Origin of the sequence: Caballeronia jiangsuensis, from assembly GCF_046030135.1 — a bacterium.
Lineage (GTDB): Bacteria > Pseudomonadota > Gammaproteobacteria > Burkholderiales > Burkholderiaceae > Caballeronia > Caballeronia jiangsuensis.
The window spans coordinates 101213-123507 of record NZ_JAQQDB010000021.1; the positions used below are offsets into that span (position 1 = coordinate 101213).

20 protein-coding genes and 1 pseudogene are annotated in these 22295 nt (G+C 64.7%); 13 read left to right on the forward strand and 8 right to left on the reverse strand.

Features of this window, described 5'->3' with window-relative positions; translation table 11 throughout:
- Positions 1–52 precede the first annotated feature (52 nt).
- Together PQR08_RS22295 and msrC are read right to left on the reverse strand one after the other, a co-directional pair.
- Positions 53–451 carry a DUF302 domain-containing protein gene (locus tag PQR08_RS22295; RefSeq protein ID WP_250485760.1) on the reverse strand — a complete coding sequence of 133 codons (399 nt, stop codon included), beginning with the start codon at positions 449–451 and terminating at the stop codon, positions 53–55.
- 1 nt (position 452) lies between these two features.
- Positions 453–959, reverse strand: a complete 507-nt coding sequence (gene msrC / locus PQR08_RS22300) for a free L-methionine (R)-S-oxide reductase MsrC (protein ID WP_250485759.1) — start codon at positions 957–959, stop codon at positions 453–455.
- A 350-nt stretch (positions 960–1309) separates the two neighbouring features.
- Here msrC and PQR08_RS22305 point away from each other — a divergent pair, with 350 nt between their 5' ends.
- The 4 genes from PQR08_RS22305 (at position 1310) to PQR08_RS22320 (ending at position 6167) form a co-directional block, all read left to right on the forward strand.
- A complete protein-coding gene (locus tag PQR08_RS22305; protein WP_250485758.1) occupies positions 1310–2551 on the forward strand; it encodes an ROK family transcriptional regulator in 1242 nt (413 codons plus the stop codon).
- On the forward strand, positions 2541–4085 hold the full coding sequence (locus tag PQR08_RS22310; protein ID WP_250485757.1) for a sugar ABC transporter ATP-binding protein: 1545 nt from the start codon (positions 2541–2543) through the stop codon (positions 4083–4085). Before PQR08_RS22305 ends, PQR08_RS22310 begins: the two co-directional genes overlap by 11 nt.
- Positions 4086–4191: 106 nt before the next feature.
- Complete coding sequence (locus tag PQR08_RS22315; RefSeq protein ID WP_371883985.1) at positions 4192–5148, forward strand: ABC transporter permease subunit; 957 nt, start codon at positions 4192–4194, stop codon at positions 5146–5148.
- A gap of 71 nt (positions 5149–5219) precedes the next feature.
- Entirely contained in the window at positions 5220–6167 is a 948-nt protein-coding gene (locus PQR08_RS22320) for an ABC transporter substrate-binding protein (protein WP_187608482.1), read from the forward strand.
- A 7-nt stretch (positions 6168–6174) separates the two neighbouring features.
- Here the strand turns inward: PQR08_RS22320 and PQR08_RS22325 are convergent, their stop codons facing one another.
- Positions 6175–7089, reverse strand: a complete 915-nt coding sequence (locus PQR08_RS22325) for an SMP-30/gluconolactonase/LRE family protein (protein ID WP_250485756.1) — start codon at positions 7087–7089, stop codon at positions 6175–6177.
- Between the two features lie 113 nt (positions 7090–7202).
- Between PQR08_RS22325 and PQR08_RS22330 the strand changes: the two genes are divergently transcribed.
- Genes PQR08_RS22330 through PQR08_RS22340 form a run of 3 tightly spaced genes read left to right on the forward strand, consistent with a single transcriptional unit; the run spans position 7203 to position 8707 of the window.
- On the forward strand, positions 7203–7703 hold the full coding sequence (locus PQR08_RS22330; protein ID WP_250485755.1) for a molybdopterin-dependent oxidoreductase: 501 nt from the start codon (positions 7203–7205) through the stop codon (positions 7701–7703).
- Positions 7700–8248, forward strand: a complete 549-nt coding sequence (locus tag PQR08_RS22335) for a nitrogen fixation protein NifQ (RefSeq protein ID WP_250485754.1) — start codon at positions 7700–7702, stop codon at positions 8246–8248. Before PQR08_RS22330 ends, PQR08_RS22335 begins: the two co-directional genes overlap by 4 nt.
- A gap of 57 nt (positions 8249–8305) precedes the next feature.
- Positions 8306–8707, forward strand: coding sequence for a winged helix-turn-helix domain-containing protein (locus PQR08_RS22340; RefSeq protein ID WP_187608486.1), 402 nt, complete (start codon positions 8306–8308; stop codon positions 8705–8707).
- On the opposite strand, the gene PQR08_RS22345 is transcribed toward PQR08_RS22340, so the two are convergent.
- Complete coding sequence (locus tag PQR08_RS22345; RefSeq protein WP_250485753.1) at positions 8704–10014, reverse strand: DUF2325 domain-containing protein; 1311 nt, start codon at positions 10012–10014, stop codon at positions 8704–8706. The two genes, PQR08_RS22340 and PQR08_RS22345, sit on opposite strands and share 4 nt — an antisense overlap.
- A gap of 235 nt (positions 10015–10249) precedes the next feature.
- Between PQR08_RS22345 and PQR08_RS22350 the strand changes: the two are divergent.
- Positions 10250–10468 (forward strand): annotated as a pseudogene (locus PQR08_RS22350) (biotin/lipoyl-containing protein); the annotation flags it as partial.
- 165 nt (positions 10469–10633) lie between these two features.
- The gene (gene lpdA, locus PQR08_RS22355) at positions 10634–12043 is read left to right on the forward strand and encodes a dihydrolipoyl dehydrogenase (RefSeq protein WP_250485940.1); all 1410 of its coding nucleotides are present in this window, start codon (positions 10634–10636) and stop codon (positions 12041–12043) included.
- On the opposite strand, the gene PQR08_RS22360 is transcribed toward lpdA, so the two are convergent.
- Positions 12040–15489: a response regulator gene (locus PQR08_RS22360; protein WP_250485752.1), complete on the reverse strand. Its 3450-nt coding sequence runs from the start codon at positions 15487–15489 to the stop codon at positions 12040–12042. The genes lpdA and PQR08_RS22360 overlap by 4 nt on opposite strands.
- Positions 15490–15835: 346 nt before the next feature.
- On the opposite strand from PQR08_RS22360, the gene PQR08_RS22365 reads away from it, so the two are divergent.
- The 3 genes from PQR08_RS22365 to PQR08_RS22375 all read left to right on the forward strand — a co-directional run bounded on the left by PQR08_RS22365 (position 15836) and on the right by PQR08_RS22375 (position 18105).
- The gene (locus PQR08_RS22365) at positions 15836–16141 is read left to right on the forward strand and encodes a DUF4148 domain-containing protein (RefSeq protein ID WP_238289636.1); all 306 of its coding nucleotides are present in this window, start codon (positions 15836–15838) and stop codon (positions 16139–16141) included.
- Positions 16142–16404: 263 nt separating this feature from the next.
- Positions 16405–17814 (forward strand): MFS transporter, encoded by a 1410-nt coding sequence (locus tag PQR08_RS22370; RefSeq protein ID WP_408162328.1) that lies wholly within the window; start codon positions 16405–16407, stop codon positions 17812–17814.
- Between the two features lie 63 nt (positions 17815–17877).
- Entirely contained in the window at positions 17878–18105 is a 228-nt protein-coding gene (locus PQR08_RS22375) for a hypothetical protein (protein WP_238210749.1), read from the forward strand.
- A gap of 6 nt (positions 18106–18111) precedes the next feature.
- On the opposite strand, the gene PQR08_RS22380 is transcribed toward PQR08_RS22375, so the two are convergent.
- The 3 genes from PQR08_RS22380 to PQR08_RS22390 all read right to left on the reverse strand — a co-directional run bounded on the left by PQR08_RS22380 (position 18112) and on the right by PQR08_RS22390 (position 21451).
- Positions 18112–18864, reverse strand: coding sequence for a TetR/AcrR family transcriptional regulator (locus tag PQR08_RS22380; RefSeq protein WP_238210750.1), 753 nt, complete (start codon positions 18862–18864; stop codon positions 18112–18114).
- 236 nt (positions 18865–19100) lie between these two features.
- A complete protein-coding gene (locus PQR08_RS22385; RefSeq protein WP_222946746.1) occupies positions 19101–20315 on the reverse strand; it encodes a trypsin-like serine peptidase in 1215 nt (404 codons plus the stop codon).
- Between the two features lie 611 nt (positions 20316–20926).
- On the reverse strand, positions 20927–21451 hold the full coding sequence (locus tag PQR08_RS22390) for a hypothetical protein (protein WP_408162331.1): 525 nt from the start codon (positions 21449–21451) through the stop codon (positions 20927–20929).
- A 107-nt stretch (positions 21452–21558) separates the two neighbouring features.
- On the opposite strand from PQR08_RS22390, the gene PQR08_RS22395 reads away from it, so the two are divergent.
- The coding region (locus PQR08_RS22395) for a hypothetical protein (RefSeq protein WP_408162333.1) at positions 21559–22295 on the forward strand (737 nt) is incomplete at its 3' end.

Below are 22295 nucleotides of genomic sequence, written 5' to 3' on the forward strand. Positions count from 1 at the left end.
GAAAACGTCTCATTGTAGACGCAGGCGTCCGGCCGCCGATGACGTCGGAATGTCAGCGCGCCGCCGCCTCCGCGAGCGCGGCTACGCCGCTGACGGGCTTCATGGCGTCGGCGTCGAGCCCGTGACGCGCGCGCAGATATTCCGTCGCGTTATAGGAGAGCCACGCGCGGCCGTCCGCGTCTTCCCACGACAAAACCTTGAGCGGCAAATCGAGCGCGGCGGTCGGCACGGCCTGCATCAGCGGCGTGCCCGCCTGCGGATTGCCGAACACGAGCAACTGGCTCGGCGGCATCGTGAGGCCGGCGCGGGCGGCGTCGCCGCTGAAGTCGATGCGCGCGAAGAGCATCAGTCCGCGCGCGCGGATCAGCGCTTCGAGTTTGTCGGCGGTGGCGATGGCGCCGTGCGCGCTCGCAATCGTGACGACGCCGTTATCGGTCGGCCCGGTGGACATATCAACGCTCCGTTTGCTTGCCCCACGCGAGCGCGACGAAAGCCGTGCACAGCGCTTCCATGCCGAGCGCGTCTTCATCGTCGAAGCGGTTCGGCACGGGGCTATCCACATCCCATACGCCGATCAGCGCGCCATCGCTCGCGACGAGCGGCACGACGATCTCCGAACGCGACGCCGAATCGCACGCGATATGCCCGGGAAACGCATGCACGTCCGGCACGACCTGCGTGCGCCGCTCACGCGCCGCCGTGCCGCAGACGCCGCGTCCGAGCGCGATGCGCACGCACGCCGGCTTGCCCTGAAACGGCCCGACGACGAGCTCCGTGCCATCGAAGAGATAGAAGCCGGCCCAGTTGAGATCGGGCAGCGAGTGATAGACGAGCGACGAAAAATTCGCGGCATTGGCGATGAAGTCGCTTTCATCGGCGATGAGCGCGCGGGCTTGCTGCAGCAGCTCGTCGTATTGCGCGGCCTTGCTGGCGTGCGTGGCTTGGGAAATCGAGAACATGAAACGGCGAAGGAAGTGTCGAAAAGTGTCGCCGACGATAGCACATCGATCCGCCGGGCGCTTCGCCGCGCGCCGCCCGTCGAAAGCTGGTTTATCGCCGTCCGTAAGCTCGGCGGAAAGCATCGGCGCGCGGCTTGGCACTGCCGGTTGCATCGCCTAGTGTGGAAGCGCACCGGGTCCGCGATTTGCGACCTCAACGCATCGCGCCTCATGCGACCGCTTCCTCAATACATACTTAAAAAGCAGCTCCGGGATTTCCCTCCTTTACTTCGATGCGCCGTCGGTCTTAAATAAATCAACTTGATTTAATTAATGGCCGCGACTCGATGGCCGTCCTTCGGAGACAGCGCGTGAAATCCCCAAGCGGCAGAGGAAGCAACTCCGCAACCGTGCGCCGGTACAACGAGCGCCTGCTGTTGCAGGCGCTGCGGCGCGCCGAGCCGGCATCGAAAGCCGAACTCGCGCGTCACGCGAATCTGACGAGCACGGCGGTCGGCAGCATCGTCGAGTCGCTGGAAAATGCGGGACTGATCGAATACACCGGCCGCCGTCTCGAAGGCCAGCGCGGCCAGCCCGCGTCGCTGATCCGGCTCGATCCGCGCGGCGCGTTCGGTATCGGCGTGCGGCTGGATCGCACGGGCATCGAGACGGTGCTCGTGAATTTTGCCGGCGACGTGCTCGCGCGCAGCGCACTCGACGCCGTGCTGCCGCATCCGGCCGAGGCGCTTGAGATCGTGCGGCGCGATATCGCGAAGATGCTCGGCCTGCTCTCGGCCCCGGAGCGCGAGCGGCTGGCGGGCGTCGGCATCGCGCAGCCGTTCAATCTCGGCAGCTGGCTGCGCGAACTCGGCCTGCCCGCCGAAACCTTCCGCGCCTGGGACGAAACCGATTTCGCCGATGAACTCGGCCGCGCGCTGTCGCTGCCGGTTTTCAGCGAAAACGACGGCAACGCCGCCGCGACCGCCGAACTCTTCTACGGTCACGGCCGCAGTTGCGACGACTTCGTTTATCTCTTTCTCGGCTCGGCGATCGGCGGCGGCATCGCGATCAACGGCGACTGTCTGCGCGGCGCGTCGGGCAATGCGGGCGACATCGGCGTGATTCCCGTGCCGCCGAGCCGCCTGCCGTCCGCGCCGCAACCCGCGGGACCGTGGGACATCCTGCTGTCGCGCGCGTCGCTGAACGCGCTCGTGCGGCATCTCCACTACTGCGGCGCGGCGGCGGACAACCGCATCGACTTGCAGGCGTGCATCGAGCAGCGTCTTCCGGCTGTAGACGAATGGATCGACGACTGCATCGAGGCGCTCGCGCCCGCCCTGCGCGCGACGCTCTGCGTGCTCGACGTGCCGCTGGTCGTGATCGATGCCGATATCGACGGCGGCCTGCTCGACCAGCTCGTCAAGCGCCTCTCGACGACGCTTACCGCCAACGCGCCCGAAGCGCGCGGCACCCCGACGCTCGTGCGCGGCTCCTTCGGCCCGGATGCGGGCGCGATCGGCGCGGCCACGTTGCCGATGTTCTTCAACTTCTCACCGCGCGCGGCGATTCGCCACGCGGGCATCAAAACCCAAGAGGTGAACCATGCCGCATGACCCTTCCACCCGAACGCCGCTTCTGGAAATGCGCGGCATCAGCAAGACCTTTCCCGGCGTGCGCGCGCTCAACGACGTGCGCCTGTCCGTCTATCCCGGCGAAGTGCATTCGTTGATGGGCGAAAACGGCGCGGGCAAGTCCACGCTGATGAAGATCCTGTCGGGCGCGTATCAGGCCGACGCGGGCGGCCAGATTCTCATCGACGGCAAGCCGGTCACCATCGACGGGCCGCTCGCCGCGCGCGCGCTCGGCGTCGCGGTGATCTATCAGGAACTGAGCCTCGCGCCGAATCTTTCCGTCGCGGAGAACATCCACGCGGGACGCGAGCTGCGGCGCAACAGGCTGGTCGATCGCAAAGGCATGGAGCGCGGCTGCGAGGATGTGTTGAAACGCCTCGGCGCGAGCTTCAAGCCGCATACGCTCGTCGGCGATCTGTCGATCGCGGAGCGGCAACTCGTCGAAATCGCGCGCGCCGTGCATGCACATGCGCGCATCCTCGTGATGGACGAGCCGACCACGCCGCTTTCGTCGCGCGAAACCGATCGTCTCTTCGAGCTCGTGCGCACGCTGCGCGCGGAGGGCATCGCGATCATCTACATCAGCCACCGGATGGCGGAGATCTATGAGCTGTCGGATCGCGTCTCGGTGCTGCGCGACGGATCGTACGTCGGCACGCTGATGCGCGAGGAACTGTCCGCCGACAGCCTCGTGAAGATGATGGTCGGCCGCGATATCTCCGGCTTCTACAAGAAGCAGCACGCGCCTTACGATCCGGGCAACGTCGTGCTGTCCGTGCGCGATATCGCCGACAACAATCGCGTGAAAGGATGCAGCCTCGACCTGCACAAGGGCGAAGTGCTGGGCATCGCGGGACTGGTCGGCGCGGGCCGCACGGAGCTTGCGCGCCTCATCTTCGGCGCGGAGGAAAAGGCGCGCGGCGAAGTGTCGATGCACGGCAAGCCGGTGAAACTGCGCACGCCGCGCGACGCAATCGACGCGGGCCTCGTCTATCTCACCGAAGACCGCAAGGGCCAGGGCCTCTTCCTCGACATGAGCGTGCGCGACAACATCAACATCACGGTCGCCGGACGCGACGCGAAAGCGGGCGTGATGGATCTGCCGCGCGGCAACACGCGTGCGAAGGACGCGATCGCCGCGCTCACCATCCGCGTGCCGAACATGCGCGTGAACGTAGGCGCGCTGTCGGGCGGCAATCAGCAGAAGGTGCTGCTGTCGCGTCTGCTCGAAACGAAGCCCGAGGTGCTGATCCTCGACGAGCCGACACGCGGCGTCGATATCGGCGCGAAGTCGGAGATTTATCGAATCATCAACGATCTCGCGCGCTCGGGCGTCGGCGTGATCGTCATCTCGAGCGAGCTGCCGGAAGTCATCGGCGTGGCGGACCGCGTGCTCGTGATGCGCGAAGGCAAAATCGCGGGCGAACTCGGCGGCCATTCCGGCAAGCCGATTTCGCAGGAAGGGATCATCGAACTGGCGACGGGCTCGAAGGTCGCGCTCGATCAGGCGGCGTAAGACACCAAGGAATCTGGAGAGAGACATGGCTAACACGACGAAACACCACGACACGGGCACCACGCCGGTTGCGAAGGCGGAAAGCACATCGCAACGACAGAACCGCATCGAACATCGCGAGCGCATGCAGGTGCTGATGCGAACCGCGGGTATGCTGCCCGTCCTGATCCTGCTGTGCATCGGCTTCGGCGTCGTGACGGACGGCTTCTTCAGCTTCCAGAATCTGTCGATCGTCACGCAGCAAGCTTCGATCAACATCGTGCTCGCAGCGGGCATGACCTTCGTGATTCTCACGGGCGGCATCGACCTGTCGGTCGGTTCCGTGCTGTCGGCGGCGGCGGTCACCGCGCTGCTCGCGTCGAATATTCCGGGCTGGGGATGGCTCGGCATTCCGGCCGCGCTCGCAGTCGGCCTCGGCTTCGGCGTCGTCAACGGTCTCCTGATCGCGCTCCTGAGACTGCCGCCGTTCATCGTGACGCTCGGCTCGCTCACCGCGGTGCGCGGCATCGCGCGGCTGATCGGCCACGACACGACCATCTTCAATCCGCAACTGTCGTTCGCGTTCATCGGCAACGACACGCTCTTCGGCGTGCCCTGGCTCGTGATCATCGCGATTGCGGTCGTGATCGTGTCGTGGTTCGTCCTGCGCCGCACGGTGCTCGGCCTGCGCATCTATTCGGTCGGCGGCAATCCGGAGGCGGCGCGTCTTTCGGGTATCAAGGTGTGGGGCATCCAGCTCTTCGTCTACGCGATCTCGGGCTTGCTCGCGGGTCTCGGCGCGGTGATGTCCGCCGCGCGTCTCTATGCCGCGAACGGCTTGCAGCTCGGCCAGTCGTATGAACTCGATGCGATCGCCGCGGTGATTCTCGGCGGCACGAGCTTCGTCGGCGGCGTGGGTTCGATCGTCGGCACGCTGGTGGGCGCGCTCATCATCGCGGTGCTGACGAACGGCCTCGTGCTGCTCGGCGTGTCGGATATCTGGCAGTACATCATCAAGGGCCTCGTGATCATCGGCGCGGTGGCGCTCGATCGTTACCGTCAGCGCGGCTCGGCTCGCACCTGATTCCCGCTATCCGGGCGCACTCGGTCCGCGTGCGCCCGCTCTCGAAAAAAGGACCAACTGGAGACAACAACATGCGCAAACACAATAAGCTTTTCGCCAGCGTCGCACTCGCTCTCGGATTCACCCTGTCGCTGTCGGCGCACGCCGCCGACAAGCAGTTGAAGTCCGTCGGCATCACGGTCGGCTCGCTCGGCAACCCGTACTTCGTCACCATCTCGCGGGGCGCGGAAGCGAAGGCCAAGTCGATCAACCCGAACGCCAAGGTGCAGGCGGTGTCGTCGGACTACGACATGAACAAGCAGTTCACGCAGATCGACAATTTCATCTCGGCGCACGTCGATCTGATTCTGCTCAACGCCGTCGATCCGAAGGCGATCGAGCCGGCGGTGAAGAAAGCGCAGAAGGCGGGCATCGTCGTGATCGCGGTCGATGTCGCGGCGGCGGGCGCGGACGCGACCGTGCAGACCAACAACGTGCAGGCCGGCGAAATCTCCTGCGATTTTCTGGCGAAGAAGCTCAACGGCAAGGGCAACGTCGTGATCGAGAACGGGCCGCAGGTATCGGCGGTGATCGATCGCGTGAATGGCTGCAAGACCGTGCTCGCGAAGAATCCGGGCATCAAGATCCTGTCCGACGATCAGGACGCGAAAGGCTCGCGAGAAGGCGGCATGAACGCGATGCAGGGTTATCTCACGCGCTTCCCGAAACTCGACGGCGTGTTCGCGATCAACGATCCGCAAGCGATCGGCACGGACCTCGCGGCGAAGCAGCTGCATCGGAACAACATCGTGATTACATCGGTCGATGGCGCGCCCGATATCGAAACGGCGCTCAAGTCCGACACGATGGTCCAGGCATCGGCGAGCCAGGATCCGTGGGCGATGGCGCAGCAGGCGGTCAGCGTCGGCTATGACCTGATGAACGGCAAGAAGCCGAGCAGCACGACGATCCTGCTGCCGTCGACGCTCGTCACGCGCGAGAACGTCGGCAGCTACAAGGGCTGGTCGTCGCCGCGCTAACGCAGCGTCATTTGATCGGCACTATGCGCAGCGCGCTCGGCTTGTCCGGCGCGCTCGACCGGTCCACCGCGATCAGCCGTTTGCGCGCGACATCCACCGCGACGCCGCGCGGCGCTTCGAAGCCGTCGGCGACGACGGTGGCCCGGCCGCGCGTCGAGAAGCTGCACACGGCGTGCGCGCCGCACTTCGTGTAGAGCGTGCCGTCGGGTGACGCGGCCATCAGGTCGGGCGCATCGACGGTCGCGAAGACATCGCTCGCGGGCACGGGCGCGCTCGCCGCCCGCGCCGCCTGCAAATCCACTTTGTAGATGCGATTCGCGGCCTGATCGCTGACGTAGAGCATGTCGCCGACCGCCGCGAGCCCGACGGGCTTCTCCAATCCGGTGACGATGTCGCGCTCGATCATCTGCCGGGGCGCCGTGCCGCGCGTGATCACGCTGACGCCGCCTTCGGGTGGCGCGCTGCCTTCCTTCACGAACCAGCTCGACAGAAACGTGCCGCTGTCGAGCACGAGCAGACCGAGACGCCGCCGCGCGGAATTCGTGTCCGACGCGAGCGCGACCTGGCCGCTCGGCGCGACATCGAAGACCGCGGCCGCCGTGCCGAAGCCGAATTGCTCGACGAGCAGATGTCCGTTCGGCGCGAACGCGATCTGGCTCAAGCCGGTGCGCTCGCCCGCGGCCGCCGGAATGCGCGCATAGACCGAGAACGCGGGCGCGTCATCGTCGCCGATATGCGTCGTCATCACGATGCCGTTGGTCCTGTCATCGGTGACGAACACCGCGCCGTCCGAATCGCGCACCGCAACGCCGTTCGGCGTGCCCGCGAGCGGCACTTTCTGCGCGGTCGTGCCGGGCGCGACCGAGCCGCACGCCGCGAGGAAAACCGATACCGCGATTGCCGCCATCAGGCGCCGATTCATGCGCTTCTCCCGTCGATAAGCCGAAGATCATGTCCGATATGCCGCGAGAAACATGGCATCGCGCCGGACGTCGTAATATATTCGGAGACATAACGCTGCTCAAGGCCACATTCATGGACCTCGCATACTCGATTCCTTCGCCGTCGATCGCCGCTCAACCCGTTGTCGTCGAGATCGGCGGCGCGGTGCAAAGGCCGCTCACGCTCGATCTTGCCGCATTGCGCGAATTCGCGTGCGCGAGCATCGAGCCGTTCGACCTCGTGTGCTTTTCGACGGGCCGCTACATCCGTCCGATGGGAAGCTATCGCGGCGTGCAGTTGCGCGCGCTGCTCGACGCGGCGGGCGTGCGCCGCCCGGACAACACGGATTTCAAGCGCACCGTGTTTCTCGCGCACGCGCACGACGGCTATGCCGTGACGTTTTCGTGGCACGAGCTGTTCAATACGCCGATCGGCGCGCAGGTGATCATCGCGTATGAGTGCGCGGATCGCGAACTCGGCATCGAGGATGGCCTGCCGGTGCTCGTGTCGGGCGCGGACACGGTGCACGCGCCGCGCCACATGAAGCGCCTCGTGCGCGTTGATGCGCACGTGCTCGGCGCGTCGCATCGATGAACGAATCAGCGCGTGCGCTGCTCGCGCACGCCGCCCATCCCGATGCGCCCGATTCCGTGCTGTTCGCGCGGCTCATCGGCGCGCGCGTGGAATCGGGCGATCTGCTTCTGCTCGGCCTCGACGCCGGCGCGCTCTTGCGGCTCATCGGCCGGCATTTTCCCGGCGCGAAGATCGATCGTCCGCCGGGCGCGATGCTCTGGTCGGCGCACTGGCCGTTCGTGCGCGATCTGCGCGGCCTCCTGATGTGGCACGACCGCACGGCGGCGCGGCATCGGGAAGACGCGGTGTGTCTCGCGGCGATCATTTCCGCCGCGTCGCTGCGGCCCGATCATCTGTGGCGCGATCTCGGCCTCGCCAGACGCGACGACGTCACCGACATGCTCGGGCGTCACTATCCCGATCTCATCGCGCGCAATGTCGCGAATTTGCGCTGGAAGAAGTTTCTCGCGCAGGAAGTCGCGCACGCGCGAGGTGAAGCGCCGACCTGCGCGCCGGGCTGTCCCGGATGCGAGGATTACGCTTTCTGCTATCCGGACAACCGATAACGCCGACGGCTCCTCCGTGAAACGCCCGTCCGATTTCCTTCGTGTATTCTCTCGGGCATGGCGACGACCCAGAAAACCACCGCAAGCGCAAAGGTCACTGACACGGCGAACCAGCCCGCCGAAGTGCGCTTTCGCATACGCATCATGAAGGGCGAAACGATCGCGATCGGTCCGGGCAAGGTTTCGCTGCTGGAAGCGGTGCGCAAGCACGGCTCGATATCGGCGGCGGCGCGCAGTCTCGACATGTCGTACCGGCGTGCGTGGCTGCTCATCGACGAGCTCAATCGCGCGCTCAAATCGCCCGCGACCATTTCCGAGCAAGGCGGCCAAAGCGGCGGCGGCTGCGTGCTGACGCCGGTCGGCGAGAGCATTGTCCGGCTTTATCGCGATGTCGAAGCGCAGGCGCAAGCGGCCTGCGCCGGGCAGATCGAATCGCTCACGCAGTTGCTCAAGCCTTAACCGTGACGCAGGCAGAATGCGGAGGGCGGCGGCGCGCTCGCGTGCGTGTTCTGCGCGCTCGCGGTCAGCCGCGCGACGAATTCCACGAAACTCGCGACGCTCGCCGTGCGCAGCGGCGAATACTCGACGCCATGCCGCTCGCAGACGCGCTTCAGCATGCTCATCGAATCATGATCGATGCAGTCGACGGGAAAGAGCACCACATCCGCGTTAGGCAGCGCGGCCGCGAGTAGCCCCTTGCGATCCTCGATGCCGCCGTCGTGAACGATCAGCTCACCGCCCGCCGTCGCGACCAGCGCCTTCAGCACCGCATTCGAATTCGGCCTTCCGCCGACATAGACAACGCGCTTCCCACTCACCCAATCGATGCCGCGGCGGCGCGCGCCGGGTTGATCGTCGGCATCGAGCGTCGCGCGTTCCAGCGCCGCGCATTCGGCCTGCACCACCTTCAAGAGCGCCTGCGCTTCGCCGAGCTTGTTGCGCAACGCGCGCGTCTGTTCCTCTTCGGACAGCGCGCGCTGCTCGGCGGCCTCGCGGCGGCTCGTGTGCAGCGCGAGGCGACGCTCGCCGTCCTCGACCTTTTCGCGCAGACGCTCGACTTCCGATTCGATATCGATGGCCGACCGGTCCGCCTTGCGTTGCCCGAGCGCGGCGAGCTGCAGCGCGTGCTCGTTCGATTGCCTGACGGACGCATCGCGTTCCGCGCTCAATTCGAGCAGACGCGCCTGCTGGCGCTCGATCTTTTCCCTGAGTTCCTGATTCTGCGATTCCAGCGCGACAAGACGCCGGATATCCGCGCGATTCGCCGCGCCGACCAGATGCGACAGCATGTGCAGCTCGCCGAACGCCGACTGCCGCACTTCGATGCTCGCGTGCGGATGCGACATCAGCGCCCAGTACGCGGGCGGAATATCGCCGGATTTCAGCGCGTCGTTCCACAAATCGAGCAGCGTCTGCGGATCGCGCGCGGCGTCGAAACGGCGGATCGCGCCGGCATAGCGTTCGTCGAGCGCCTTGTTCAGCGCCTTCGCGCCCGGGCCGCCCGCAATCGCGAGTTCGACGGCCGCATGATGAATCTCGAGATCGCTTGCGTGATGACGGTCGAGGTCGGTGAACTTCGGCACGAGCTTGCGCAGTTCGCCCGTCGAAAGACAGGTGCCGATGACCGAGCAATGCAGATGCGAATCCAGTTCCGCGAGACGCGCGCGACGGCGGGACGTGCGCAGATCGGCCTCGGTCGGCTGACAGCATGCGTCGCGTGCGCCGAGCGCGCTCGTGCGGGCAAGTTGAAACGGAGGGGTCTGCATGATCACCTCGTGCTCGATCGGCTGGCCTGACGTGCCTCGTAATATACCACTGAATATAGCGACGGCAAAAAGACGGAGCGGCGCACCGAACGCGGGCCATATCCCGCGCGCACCATGCGGACAGGGCGTATCCTACGACTTCGGCGCGCCGGCCCGGCCTGCGAAGGCCGCATCCGCGAGACATGCGACGCCTGACGTTTCCAATCGCGAGAAATCGCTCACAAGGAGAATCTGAATGGCCAGGGTTGAAGTCAAGGTTCCGCAGCTTTCCGAATCCGTCACCGAAGCGACGATGTTGCCGTGGAAGAAGAAAGCGGGCGACGCCGTGGCGCAAGACGAAATCCTCGTCGAACTGGAAACGGACAAGGTGGTGCTCGAAGTGCCCGCGCCCGCCGCCGGCACGCTCGCGGAAGTGGTGAAGAAGGAAGGCGACATCGTTCACGCGGACGAATTGCTCGCGATCATCGATACGGAAGCGAAGGCTTCCGCCGCCGCGCCCGCCCCCGCTCCGGAAAAACCCGCCGCGCAACCTGCTCAACCGGCGCAGCCTGCCGCAGCCGCAGCCGCACCCGCGTCCACGCCCGCCGCCGCTTCAGGCCAAAAGGCCGACTTCGATGTCATCGTCATCGGCTCCGGCCCCGGCGGCTATATCGCCGCGATCCGCGCCGCGCAACTGGGCCGCAAGGTCGCGTGCGTCGAGGAATGGATCAACCACGCCGGGAAGCCGAAGCTCGGCGGAACGTGCCTGAATGTCGGCTGCATTCCGTCGAAGGCGCTGCTTGCGTCGAGCGAGCAATTCGAGAAGGCGCAACTGCATTTCGGCGATCTCGGCATCACGATGGACAACCTTGCCGTCGATGTCGACAAGATGGTCGGGCGCAAGGAAGCGATCGTCGAGAAGATCACGGGCGGCGTCGAATTCCTGTTTCGCAAGAACAAGATCACGTGGCTCAAAGGTCACGGCAAGCTCGCGGGCAAGGACGGCGCCAACTTCAAGATCGACGTGAGCGGCGACGGCAAGAGCGAAAGCCACACCGCGCAGCATGTGATCATCGCGACGGGTTCGAAGGCCCGTCATCTGCCGAACGTGCCGGTGGACAACAAGATCGTCTCCGACAACGAAGGCGCGCTCGCCTTCACCTCCGTGCCGAAGAAGCTCGCCGTGATCGGCGCGGGCGTGATCGGGCTGGAACTCGGCTCCGTGTGGCGCAGGCTCGGCGCGGAAGTGACGATACTCGAAGCGCTGCCCGAGTTCCTCGGCACGACCGATGCCGCATTGCAAAAGGAAGCCGCGAAGCTCTTCAAGAAGCAGGGCCTGACGATTCACCTCGGCGTGAAAATCGACGGCGTGCAGACGACGGATTCGAGCGTCTCCATTTCGTACCAGGACAAGGACGGCAACGCGCAGACGCTGGAGGCGGATCGCCTGATCGTGTCGATCGGCCGCGTGCCGAACACAGACGATCTCGGCCTCGATTCCATCGGCCTGTCAGCGGATGAGCGCGGCTTCATTCCCGTCGACGGCCATTGCGCGACGAAAGTCCCCAACGTCTACGCGATCGGCGATGTCGTGCGCGGCCCGATGCTCGCGCACAAGGCCGAAGACGAAGGCGTGCTCGTGGCGGAGATCATCGACGGGCAGAAGCCGCACATCGACTACAACTGCATTCCGTGGGTGATCTACACGCATCCGGAAATCGCGTGGGTCGGGCAGACCGAGCAGGCGCTGAAGGCCGAAGGCCGCGCGATCAAGGCCGGCCAGTTCCCGATGCTCGCGAACGGCCGGGCGATGGGCATCGGCGAAACGGACGGCTTCATCAAGATCATCGCGGATGCGCAAACCGACGAGATTCTCGGCGTGCACATCATTTCCGCGAACGCGTCGGATCTGATTGCCGAAGCGGTCGTGGCGATGGAATTCAAGGCGGCGAGCGAGGATATCGGGCGCATTTGCCATCCGCATCCGTCGTTGTCGGAAGTGATGCGCGAGGCGGCGCTGGCGGTGGACAAGCGCGCGCTGAATATTTAAACGCGCCTCGGCATCCACACGCGCAGCAGCGAGTAAAGCCGGTCGACGTCGATCGGCTTTGCCAGATAATCGCTCGCGCCCGCCGCGAGACATTGCTCCTGATCGTCCTTCATCGCCTTCGCCGTGATCGCGATAATCGGCAGCTTCCTGAAACGCGCGTCCTCGCGGATGCGCCGCGTCGCTTCGAGTCCGTCCATGCCGGGCATCATCACGTCCATCAAGATGACGTCGATGTCCGGATGCCTGTCGAGCGCTTCGATCGCCTCGAAACCGTTACGGCCGATATCCACCTTCAGCCCCTGATGCTCCAGCGCGCTCGATAGCGAGAAGATGTTGCGAATATCGTCATCGACGAGCAGCACGCGGCGGCCATCCAGCACGCGATCGCGCGAGCGCGAGACGTGCAGCATCGCCTGGCGATCCGCCGACAGATCCGTTTCGACCTTGTGCAGGAACAGCGTCACTTCATCGAGCAGGCGCTCCGGCGAGCGCGCGCCCTTGATGATGATCGACTGCGAGTAGCGCATGAGTTCCGCTTCCTCGTCGTGCGTGAGATTGCGGCCCGTGTAGACGATCACCGGCGGGAACGAATACGCGTCGATGCCGGCCATCTGCCGCAGCAGGTCGCCGCCCTGCATGTCGGGCAGCTTCAGGTCGATGATCATGCAGTCGAAGATCGTCGTCTTCAGCAGTTCGAGCGCGTCGCGGCCGAACTCGACCGGCGTGATTTCCACGTCCGCATCGCTGATCAGCTCGACGATGCTCTGACGCTGCCGCGCATCGTCCTCGACGAGCAGCACGCGCTTGATCTTCTGGCTGCTCTTCTCTTCGAGCCGCTGGAAGATCGCCGTCAGTTGCTCGCGCGTGGTCGGCTTCACCGCGTAGCCGATCGCGCCGAGATGCAGCGCGGCCTCGCTTCTGTCCGATGCCGACACGACATGCACCGGAATATGCCGCGTCTTCGGATTCGCCTTCAGTTCCTGCAAGACCACGAGCCCCGAGCGATCCGGCAGGCCGATGTCGAGCAGGATCGCGTTCGGGGCGCTGTCCTGCGCGAGCTTGAGCGCTTCGCCCGCTGTCCCGCTCACGATGCAGCGATAGCCCAGTTCGTGCGCGAGATCGAGCAGCACCTGCGCGAAGTCCGGTTCGTCCTCCACGACCAGAACGAGGCGGCGGCCGGGTGCGGCGTCGGCGCGATCGTCGTCGATGACGTGGATCACTTCGATCGGCTGCTCGGCCGGCAGCTTTGCTTCGATGGCGACGGACGCCGGCGCCTGCTCGACCGTTCCCGGCAACGCGGCCGCGCCGTAAGCGATGGGCATCGTCAGCGTGAACGTGCTGCCCGTGCCCTGCGCGCTGCGCACCGCGATATCGCCGCCGAGCAGATGCGCGAGGCTGCGCGAAATCGACAGCCCGAGACCCGTGCCGCCGTAATGACGGCTCGTGGTGCCGTCGGCTTGCTGGAACGCTTCGAAGATCGCTTCGAGCTGGTCCGGCGCAATGCCGATGCCCGTATCCGTCACCACGAACTGCACTGCGCCCTCGCCCGCGCGCCTGAGCACGAGCGACACCGCGCCCGCGTCCGTGAACTTCACCGCGTTCGACAGCAGGTTCCTCAGAATCTGTTCGAGACGCCGGAAATCGGTCGTGAGCGTCGGATAGTCGTCGATATCGTTGCGCAGTTCGAGCCTGAGCTTCTTCTGCCGGGCGAGCGGCTCGAACGTGCGCGAGAGCGTGTCCATGATCCGCTGCAACGGCACGTCTTCGATATGCAGATCGAGCTTGCCCGCCTCGACCTTCGAGAGATCGAGAATATCGTTGATGAGATTGAGCAGATCGTTGCCCGCGGAATAGATGGTCTGCGCGTACTTGATCTGGTCGTTCGTGAGATTGCCGGCCTTGTTCTCGGAGAGCAGCTTCGCGAGAATCAGCGAGCTGTTGAGCGGCGTGCGCAGTTCGTGCGACATGTTCGCGAGAAACTCGGATTTGTAGCGGCTCGCGCGCTGCAGCGCCTCGGCGCGCGTTTCCAGTTCGCCCTGCGCGGCGTTGAGCGCGACGTTGCGTTCGTCGAGCACGCGCGCCTGCTCGGCGAGCTGATCGTTGGTCTGCTCCAGCTCCGCCTTCTGATTCGCGAGATAGACCTGCGCCTGCGAAAGCGCCGTCGTCTGCTGTTCGAGTTCCTCGTTGGTCGTGCGCAGTTCTTCCTGCTGCATCTGGAGTTCTTCGTTCAGCTGCTGCGTTTCTTCGAGCACGTGCTGCAGACGCTCGCGATACTGCGCCGCCTCCACGTAATCGCCGATATTGCCCGCGATCGTCTTCAGGAACTGCTGGTCGCGCTCGGTCAGCGTGTGCATCGCGCCGAGTTCGATCGCGCCGTTCGCCTGGCCTTCGTTTTCGATCGGCACGATGACGAGGCTCGCGGGCACGCTCGCGCCAAGCGCCGACGTCACCTTCCAGTAGCCGGCGGGCACGTCGTTCATGCTCGTCAGCTTGCGCGCGTGCACCGCCTGTCCGACGAGGCTCTTCACGCCCGCGAGCGAATCGGGAACCGGTGCGCTGTCGGGATCGAAGCCGAAGCTCGCGGTACGCTTCAATGCGCCATCGTTTTCGCGGACGTAGAACGCGCCGATCGACACCTTCAGATAGTCCGCGAGGAAATCGAGAATCGTCCGGCAAAGCTGATCGAGCGATTGCTGGCCGATCACCTTTTCCGCGAGTTGCGTCTGCCCTTCGTTCAGCCACGCCTGCTCCTGCAGCGCGCGCGTCTGACGCTCCTGTTCGCCGATCGCGGCGCCGAAGGCACTGGAAAGCTGCATCAGCTCGCGCCTGCCGAAGATCGCGAGAATCACGGACAGCGTCAGGCTCAAAAACAGAAACACGGCGACGGTGATGGTCGTCAACTGCTTCGCCGATTCCACGCGCTGCAGCCGCAAGGTCTGCTCGATGTTGAGAAACGCGGCGAGTTCGCGCTCGGTTTCCGCGCGTTCGGCCGAGCCGCGTCCCGCGCGCACGAGCGCGACGGAATCCTGGGCGTGGCGGCGCGCGTCGATCAAGCCGTCGGCGACCTTGTCCCATTGCGCCTGCAACGCGCGAATGCGGATCAGGCGATCGACTTGCGGCGCGTTATCGGAGACGAGATCGGCGAGCGTGTCGATATCGGCGCCGAGCTTCGGTTTCGCGGTTTCATAGGGCGCGAGAAACGCTTCGTCGCCCGTGATCAGATAGCCGCGAATCGCGCTTTCCTTTTCGCTGACGAGCCGTCCGAGTTCCTGCGCGTTACCGATCACGCGTTCCGAATGCTCGACCCAGTTGATGCCCGACAGCAGATACAGCACGAGCACGACGAACGCGATCGCCGTGACGAGTCCCGTTCCGAGCGGCAGCGCGATGTTGCGAAAGAGAATGCGACGAAAACTGGCCTCGTCGACACCGGACCGCAATGGCATAGACAGCTCCGAGTAAGCGTGAACGTCGCGCGCCGGGCCGATGTCTCGAACAGCCCTTATGACGGCGACAATCGCGAAAGTTGTAGTTATTGTTTCAGCCGCTGCGCATCATACCCGGTTCGGTTCCGCGCCGTGACGGGCTTCGGGCATGTTCGTGAAAGGTAGCACTGTAGCGCTTTTCGGCACGTTCGTTCGGATGCTTTCATGCTGCTGAACGTTTGAGCGGCCCGCCTTACAATGAATCCGCGACATTCGATACGCATGCCGCCGCGGCCACGAGCAAGGCATCATCGGCCCGGGAAGTGATTGCTGGTTGCTTGTTGATCAATCGATCCATGGAGAGGATATGAAAGCAACGTTTGGCAGCAAACTCGCCGTCTCGTTGATGGTGGCCGCTTTCGGCGTGACGGCCGCGCCGCTCGCGAGCGCGCAGGACAGCGCGACGACCGCCACCGGCACGACGCAAGCCGCGCCGGCCACGAAGGCGGACAAGAAGGCCGCACGCAAGCAGGCACGCGCGAAGAAAAACGCGGAGCTGAAGAAGCTGGAAGATGCGGGCTACAACCCCGCGAAGAACGACGACGCGAGTTATCCGCAGGACATTCAGAACGCGCAGAAGAAGGCGGGTATCGGAGTGGGTGCCAGTCAGTAGGTTGTTGTTTGAAGCCGCTTCGGTCGTGAGCGATCGGGGCGGTGTTTTGCTCTCCTCCGCAGTTCCCCCTCTTTCCCCTCCTTCGAATCCCGCGCCTCACACGCGCGGCGACTTATTTTTTCCCAATTGCGTTTATTAATTATAGATACATATAATAAACCAGCGTCGAAACCGGCGGGCCCCCGCTTCGCGTGAACACCGGCATGTCGCCGGCCCAGTGGCATTCATGGACGGCGCGAGCCGTCGGCAACGAGGAGTTGTACATGTCGCAAGCAGAGCTTCACACTGGCCCGGCATTTCCGCCGCGCGCCGGGCATTCGACGGCATCCGACCGTGGCGATGCGTGGAGCGGGAACGTGCCCGTCGAGGAGTTCATCGACGCGCACCGCTTCTCGCGCTTCCAATGGACGCTGATGGGCGTGTGCTTCCTGATCGTGCTGATCGACGGCATGGACACGGCGGCTATCGGCTATATCGCGCCGGCGCTCGTCAAAGGCTGGGGCATCACGAAGGGCGCGCTCGCGCCCGTACTGAGCGCCGCGCTCTTCGGGCTCGCGGCCGGCGCGGTCGTCTCCGGCCCGGCGGCGGACCGCTTCGGGCGGCGCGCCGTGCTCATCGCCGCAACGGCTTTCTTCGGCGCGATGAGCCTCGCGACCGCATTCAGCGGCTCGATCGAATCGCTCGTCACGCTGCGGTTTCTGACAGGCATCGGCCTGGGCGCGGCGATCCCCAACGCCATCACGCTCGTCTCCGAATACGCGCCCGCGAAAAGCCGCGCGATCATCGTCAACACGACGTATTGCGGCTTCACGGTCGGCGCGGCGCTCGGCGGCTTCATCTCATCGTGGCTGATACCCGCGTTCGGCTGGCATAGCCTCTTCGTCGTAGGCGGCGTGCTGCCGCTCGTGCTCGCATGCTTCGTCGTGATGCTCGTGCCGGAATCGGTGCGCTATCTCGTCGGACGCGGCGCGCCGAAGGAGAAGATCTGGAAGCCGCTCTCGAAGATCGCGCCGCTCGATCTCGCGCGCATCGATTCGTTCCGCCTGTCCGAGCGCGCGCAGACGCACGCGAAGTCGTCGGTCGGCGCGATCCTGTCGCGCAACTATGTCGTCGGCACGCTGATGCTGTGGCTCGTCTACTTCATGGGCCTCGTCATCTTCTATCTGCTGATGAGCTGGATGCCTCTGCTCATGAACGAAGCCGGCTTCACGCCCGAGCGCGCCGCGCTGCTCACCGCGCTCTTCCCGCTCGGCGGCGGCATCGGCACGATCGCGTCGGGATGGCTGATGGATCGCTGCAACGCGAACGTCGTCGTGATGCTCGGGTATCTGCTGACCGCCGTGTTCATCTTCGTGGTCGGTCAGGCGATCGGCAGCATCGGTTTCGTGAGCGCCGTGATCTTTCTCGCGGGCACGACGATGAACGGCGCGCAATCGTCGATGCCCTCGCTCGCCGCAATGTTCTACCCGACACAAAGCCGCGCAACCGGCGTCTCGTGGATGTATGGCGTCGGGCGCTTCGGCGGCATCGCGGGCGTCGCGCTCGGCGGTCTCTTCGCGCAATGGAAGCTCGGCCTGCCCGCCGTCTTCGCGCTGCTCGCGGTGCCGTCCGTGATCGCCGGCATCGCGCTCTTCGTCAAGCTCAAGGCGCATCCGGAAACGGAACACGCCTGATTTTCCGCGGGCCGCCGCATGACGGGCGGCCCGCTTCATTTACCGTAACGACAGGAAGCACACATGACTCAGGAACTGGAATCGTTGACCGGCAAGCTGCATGGTCTGACCGCTGCGATCAGCGTGATCGCGGCGGCGTTGCCGCAACAGGCATCGGCGGATGTGCAGGAGACGCTGCGCGAGATGATCGGCGAAACCGCGTCGTCGGACTTGCCCGGCGCCACGCTCGCATCGATGCATTCGACCATCGCGCAGGTCATCGAATCGATGGAAATCGGCCTGCGACGCTGATACTTGTCAGGCGGCGCGCGCAGTGCGGGGCGTCTTTGGTTTGGTCTTCTTCGCGCTCGCCGATGACGCGCTCGCCTGCGCCTCCAGCCCGCCGACGATGAAGTTCGTCAGCTGTTCGAGCGTCTCGTTCGCGTCCCACGGATCGCACGCGCCCTTGGCGAGCACGTCGAGACGATGGGTGTCGGAGAACGCGTACAGATATGCGCCGATCATCATCGTCACGCGCCAGTAGAGATCTTTCGCCGGGAGGCCGGGCAGCGCGGCGCGCAGGGCTTCGACGTAGGCATCGGTCGAATCGCCATATGCGGTGCTGCGCAGGCTGTACGAAATTTCGGGCGGCTCCGTGTGCAGCCGCGCTTGCAGACGAATGAACGCACGCCCGCCGTCGGTCTTGCGCAGCGCGACGAGCGGCAGCAGAAACGCGCGCACGATGTCGCGCACACTCGCATCCTTTCCGTCGGACAGTTCATGCAGGAGCGTTACGCGCTCCTCGGAGATGAGCATCGCGCGGCGCAGGAACACCTGCTCGAAAAGCTGCTGCTTCGTGCCGAAGTAATACGTGATGAGCGCCTGCGTGACACCGCACGACGCGGCCACTTCCTTGAGCGACGTGCCCGCGTAGCCGCGCTGCGAGAAATCTACCTCGGCTGCATCGAGGATGTTCTCACGCTGATTGATGTTGCCCGTCGGGCGGCCGAGCCGTTTGCGCTTGCTCGACGCGCCATGTGCGCGGACGTGAGTGGTGTCGTCTTTCGTCATGCCTGGGCGGTGCTGCCGATGAAGTGAGAAGCCGCGTCTCGCTTGCGGCCCGGATCGCTTCCTATTTTACGGGCGTTTCAGGCATGCTCCAGCGAATTCGTCTGAAGCGCTGGTTCTCGAGTCGTTTTCTGGAATCGTGTGGCTGCTGGCAGCGTCGATGTGACGCGTTCGATCTCGTCCGAAGCGACCGACGGTGGCCCATGGTCCGTCCGACCGGCGGGCCACCGAAGCCTGCGCTAGTTGCAATATCCCTGCGATCCGAACGTACCGCCGCCCGGCGCCGCGCCACTGCACAGCGTATTCAGCAGCGATGCGATGTTGCCCGACCCATAGTTGCCATAAGTCGCGTTCGGATACTGGGTGTTCTGACGAAACTGCGACGCGTAGTTGTCCTTGTTCGCGTTCGGATCCGCCGATCCCCACGAGGTCACGCCGACGATCGCGAGCGTCGATGAATTGCCCACCGCCGCGCCGCCGGACAGAACCGCATCGCGCGCCCGGAAGTTCACGATCCACGGTCCGCCGCTTGCGCCGCCCGTGAGATTGCTGCCCTGCCAGAGTTGCGATGCGCCGCTGACCGTCGTCGTATAGGTCGGGCCATCGGTGCGCTGCATGATCGCGCCGCCATCGATCAATGCGGGATAGCCGAAGGTCGTCACCGCAGCGGTCTGAAGATTGCCGGTCTTTGGCGTCGATATGAAGGAATAGTTGTTATAGCCATAGTTCAGATAACCGGTGATATCGCCGATGAACTGATTCGATGCGTTCTTCGCTATCACGATGACCGCGATATCGTTGTTGCGCGCCGAGCCCGATCCGGTGTCGGTGCCGTTCGCCCACGTCGATGGCCGGACGAGCCCGGCCCAGGTCCATGTGCCATAAGGCGCGATCTGGGCGGCGGTGGCTCCGGAAGCGCCGTAATGCCCGGGCCTGAATTGCCAGCCCGAGTACAGCGTATTGCCGCTTCCGAACGCCTGAATGCAGTGCGCCGCCGTGACGATCACGCTTCTGCGAATCAGGCTCGCGGTGCAGTATCCGGCGGAGAACGTGAGTTTGCCGATCGCCCGATACGGATAGGTCGTGCTGAGGTAATTCGCGCTGGTAGTGCCGGACGCGCTCTGGTTGCCGTCCTGCACACGGCCTGTCGTATAGGGAATGCCGAAGTCGCCATACGCTCTCGTCTGCGCATTGCTCACGATGCCGCTCTGCGTGTTCACGCCCGCGGGATATGGCTCCGGGCCGGTGTTCGGGACGATCGTGGATGTATCCGGCGGCAGAAGCACATTGACGACCGGCTTGAGACTCGATATATCCGGCGCTGCGTCGCGCGATGCCGCCGGATTCGTATTCACGATGACTTCATCGTCCGCATGTGCGACGTTGGCGCTCGCTAACGCCAGTGCGACTACCGCCGTCGCCTCCACGCAGGCGACTCTTTTCGATCTTTGCATGACACCCTCCGGTTGATGGATACGATGTGTCGGATGAACATCGATCTTCAGTTGTTTTGTATTCCTAATTCTTATGAACATCACTTGGCCGGCAATCAGTGCGACGTTCGTGGTCTGATTCATCGGATGCATGCGGGTCGTTATCGTCTCGTTTCGAACGAAGAAAGCCCGGTTCCGGCACGCGCTTAACTTCGACGAATTCGGGCGCGCACCGCGCAATACGATCAGGAAAGCGAACAATAAATAACTCTAGTTCAAATTTTCGATAACCTCGATCTCGCCTATTTGATCAGCGGATAGGGGCGGTGATTTGCGGCCTCATCGAGAATTGCGGTTCATCGCACAGAGTGCGCTTGACGACACTCCTTCCATACAGATAGCCTACATCCAGCTTTCGAAACAAGCCCACAAGAAGCGCCTCGCATGCGGGGCTTCGGCGCACGCCGCTTCTTCGATGTTCGACGCGCACGGTCGCGATGGCCGTCATTCCCGGCCATGACTTCGGCGAGCGAAGCCGCGACGGGCGCAACCATTCCGGCTCTCCTGATCGTCCGCAAACGTTCTCTGCGCGCTCGCGCACGGCGCGAAACGACGACGCCCTCGTCTCCGGTTCAGTACCGCACAGAAGGCTGCGTACAGCCTGTCATTCTTGCCCCACATCGCGTTTGACTCTCCAGGTGGACGCGTGGCGAAGAAACATTACAAGGGGCACACATGAGTAATCCTAAAAAATTCAAATTGAATACCGCGATCAAACTGAGTGTGATCGTGATCGCGGCGGCCATGTCGAATTTCGCGTCGGCGCAAACGGCGGGAAATCCTTGCGGCAACCAGACTTCCGAGGGGTGTGTGCCGATCGGCCCGAGCGCCGTGATGACGGTTGCAGCGATGGATTCGTCGACGAGCGTATCGCCGTCGACGGAACCGACGGTCGACACGGTGTCGGCGGTCGTGCCCTTGCTCCAGGGCGGGCGCGGCGGCGAGGGATCGGCCGGGGTGAGCTCGGGCGGCGGCAATTCGAGCGGCTCTGGATCGGCGTCCGGATCCGGCTCGGGCACCGGCTCGGGCCAGGGGTCGGCGAGTAGCGGACCGGGCTCGACGGCGGGCGCTGGCGGCACGAACTCGGGCGGCGGCAAGGGTACGGGATCGACGGGAAGTGGAAACGGCAGCTCGGGGCCGGGCGGTGGCAATTCCGGCGGCGATTCGGGTGGAGATTCGGGCGGCGACACCGGTGGCGACGGACATGGCCATGGTCACGGACATGGCCACGGTCATGGCGATGGTGACGGTGACGGCGATGGTCACGGGCATGGCCACGGTCATGGCGGTGGTGATGGCGATGGCCACGGACATGGCCACGGTCACGGCGATGGTGACGGTGATGGCGATGGTCACGGGCATGGTCATGGCCACGGCGATGGCGACGGTGACGGCGATGGCCACGGACATGGTCATGGCCACGGCGATGGCGACGGTCACGGCGATGGTCACGGACATGGTCATGGCCACGGTCACGGCGATGGCGATGGTCACGGCGACGGTCACGGCGACGGTCACGGCGACGGTCACGGCGATGGCCACGGCGACGGTCATGGTGTTGGCCACGGCGACGGTCATGGCGACGGTCACGGCGATGGCCACGGCGACGGTCATGGTGTTGGCCACGGCGACGGTCACGGCGACGGTCACGGCGATGGCCACGGTCATGGCGACGGAGACGGCGGACACGGACACGGTGGTGCTGGCCATGGCGACGGTGGTCACGGCGATGGCGGTCACGGCAACGGCTCGCCTGGCGGTCATGGCGGCGGCAGCGGCTCAGGTAGTGGCCACGGCGGTGGCGGCAATGGCGGCGGCAACGGCGGTGGCGGCAACGGTGGTGGTGGTAGCGGCGGTGGCAACGGCGTTGGTGGCCATGGCGGTGGCGGCAATGGCGGCGGCGGTAACGGCGGCGGCCATGGTGGTGGCGGTAACGGTGGT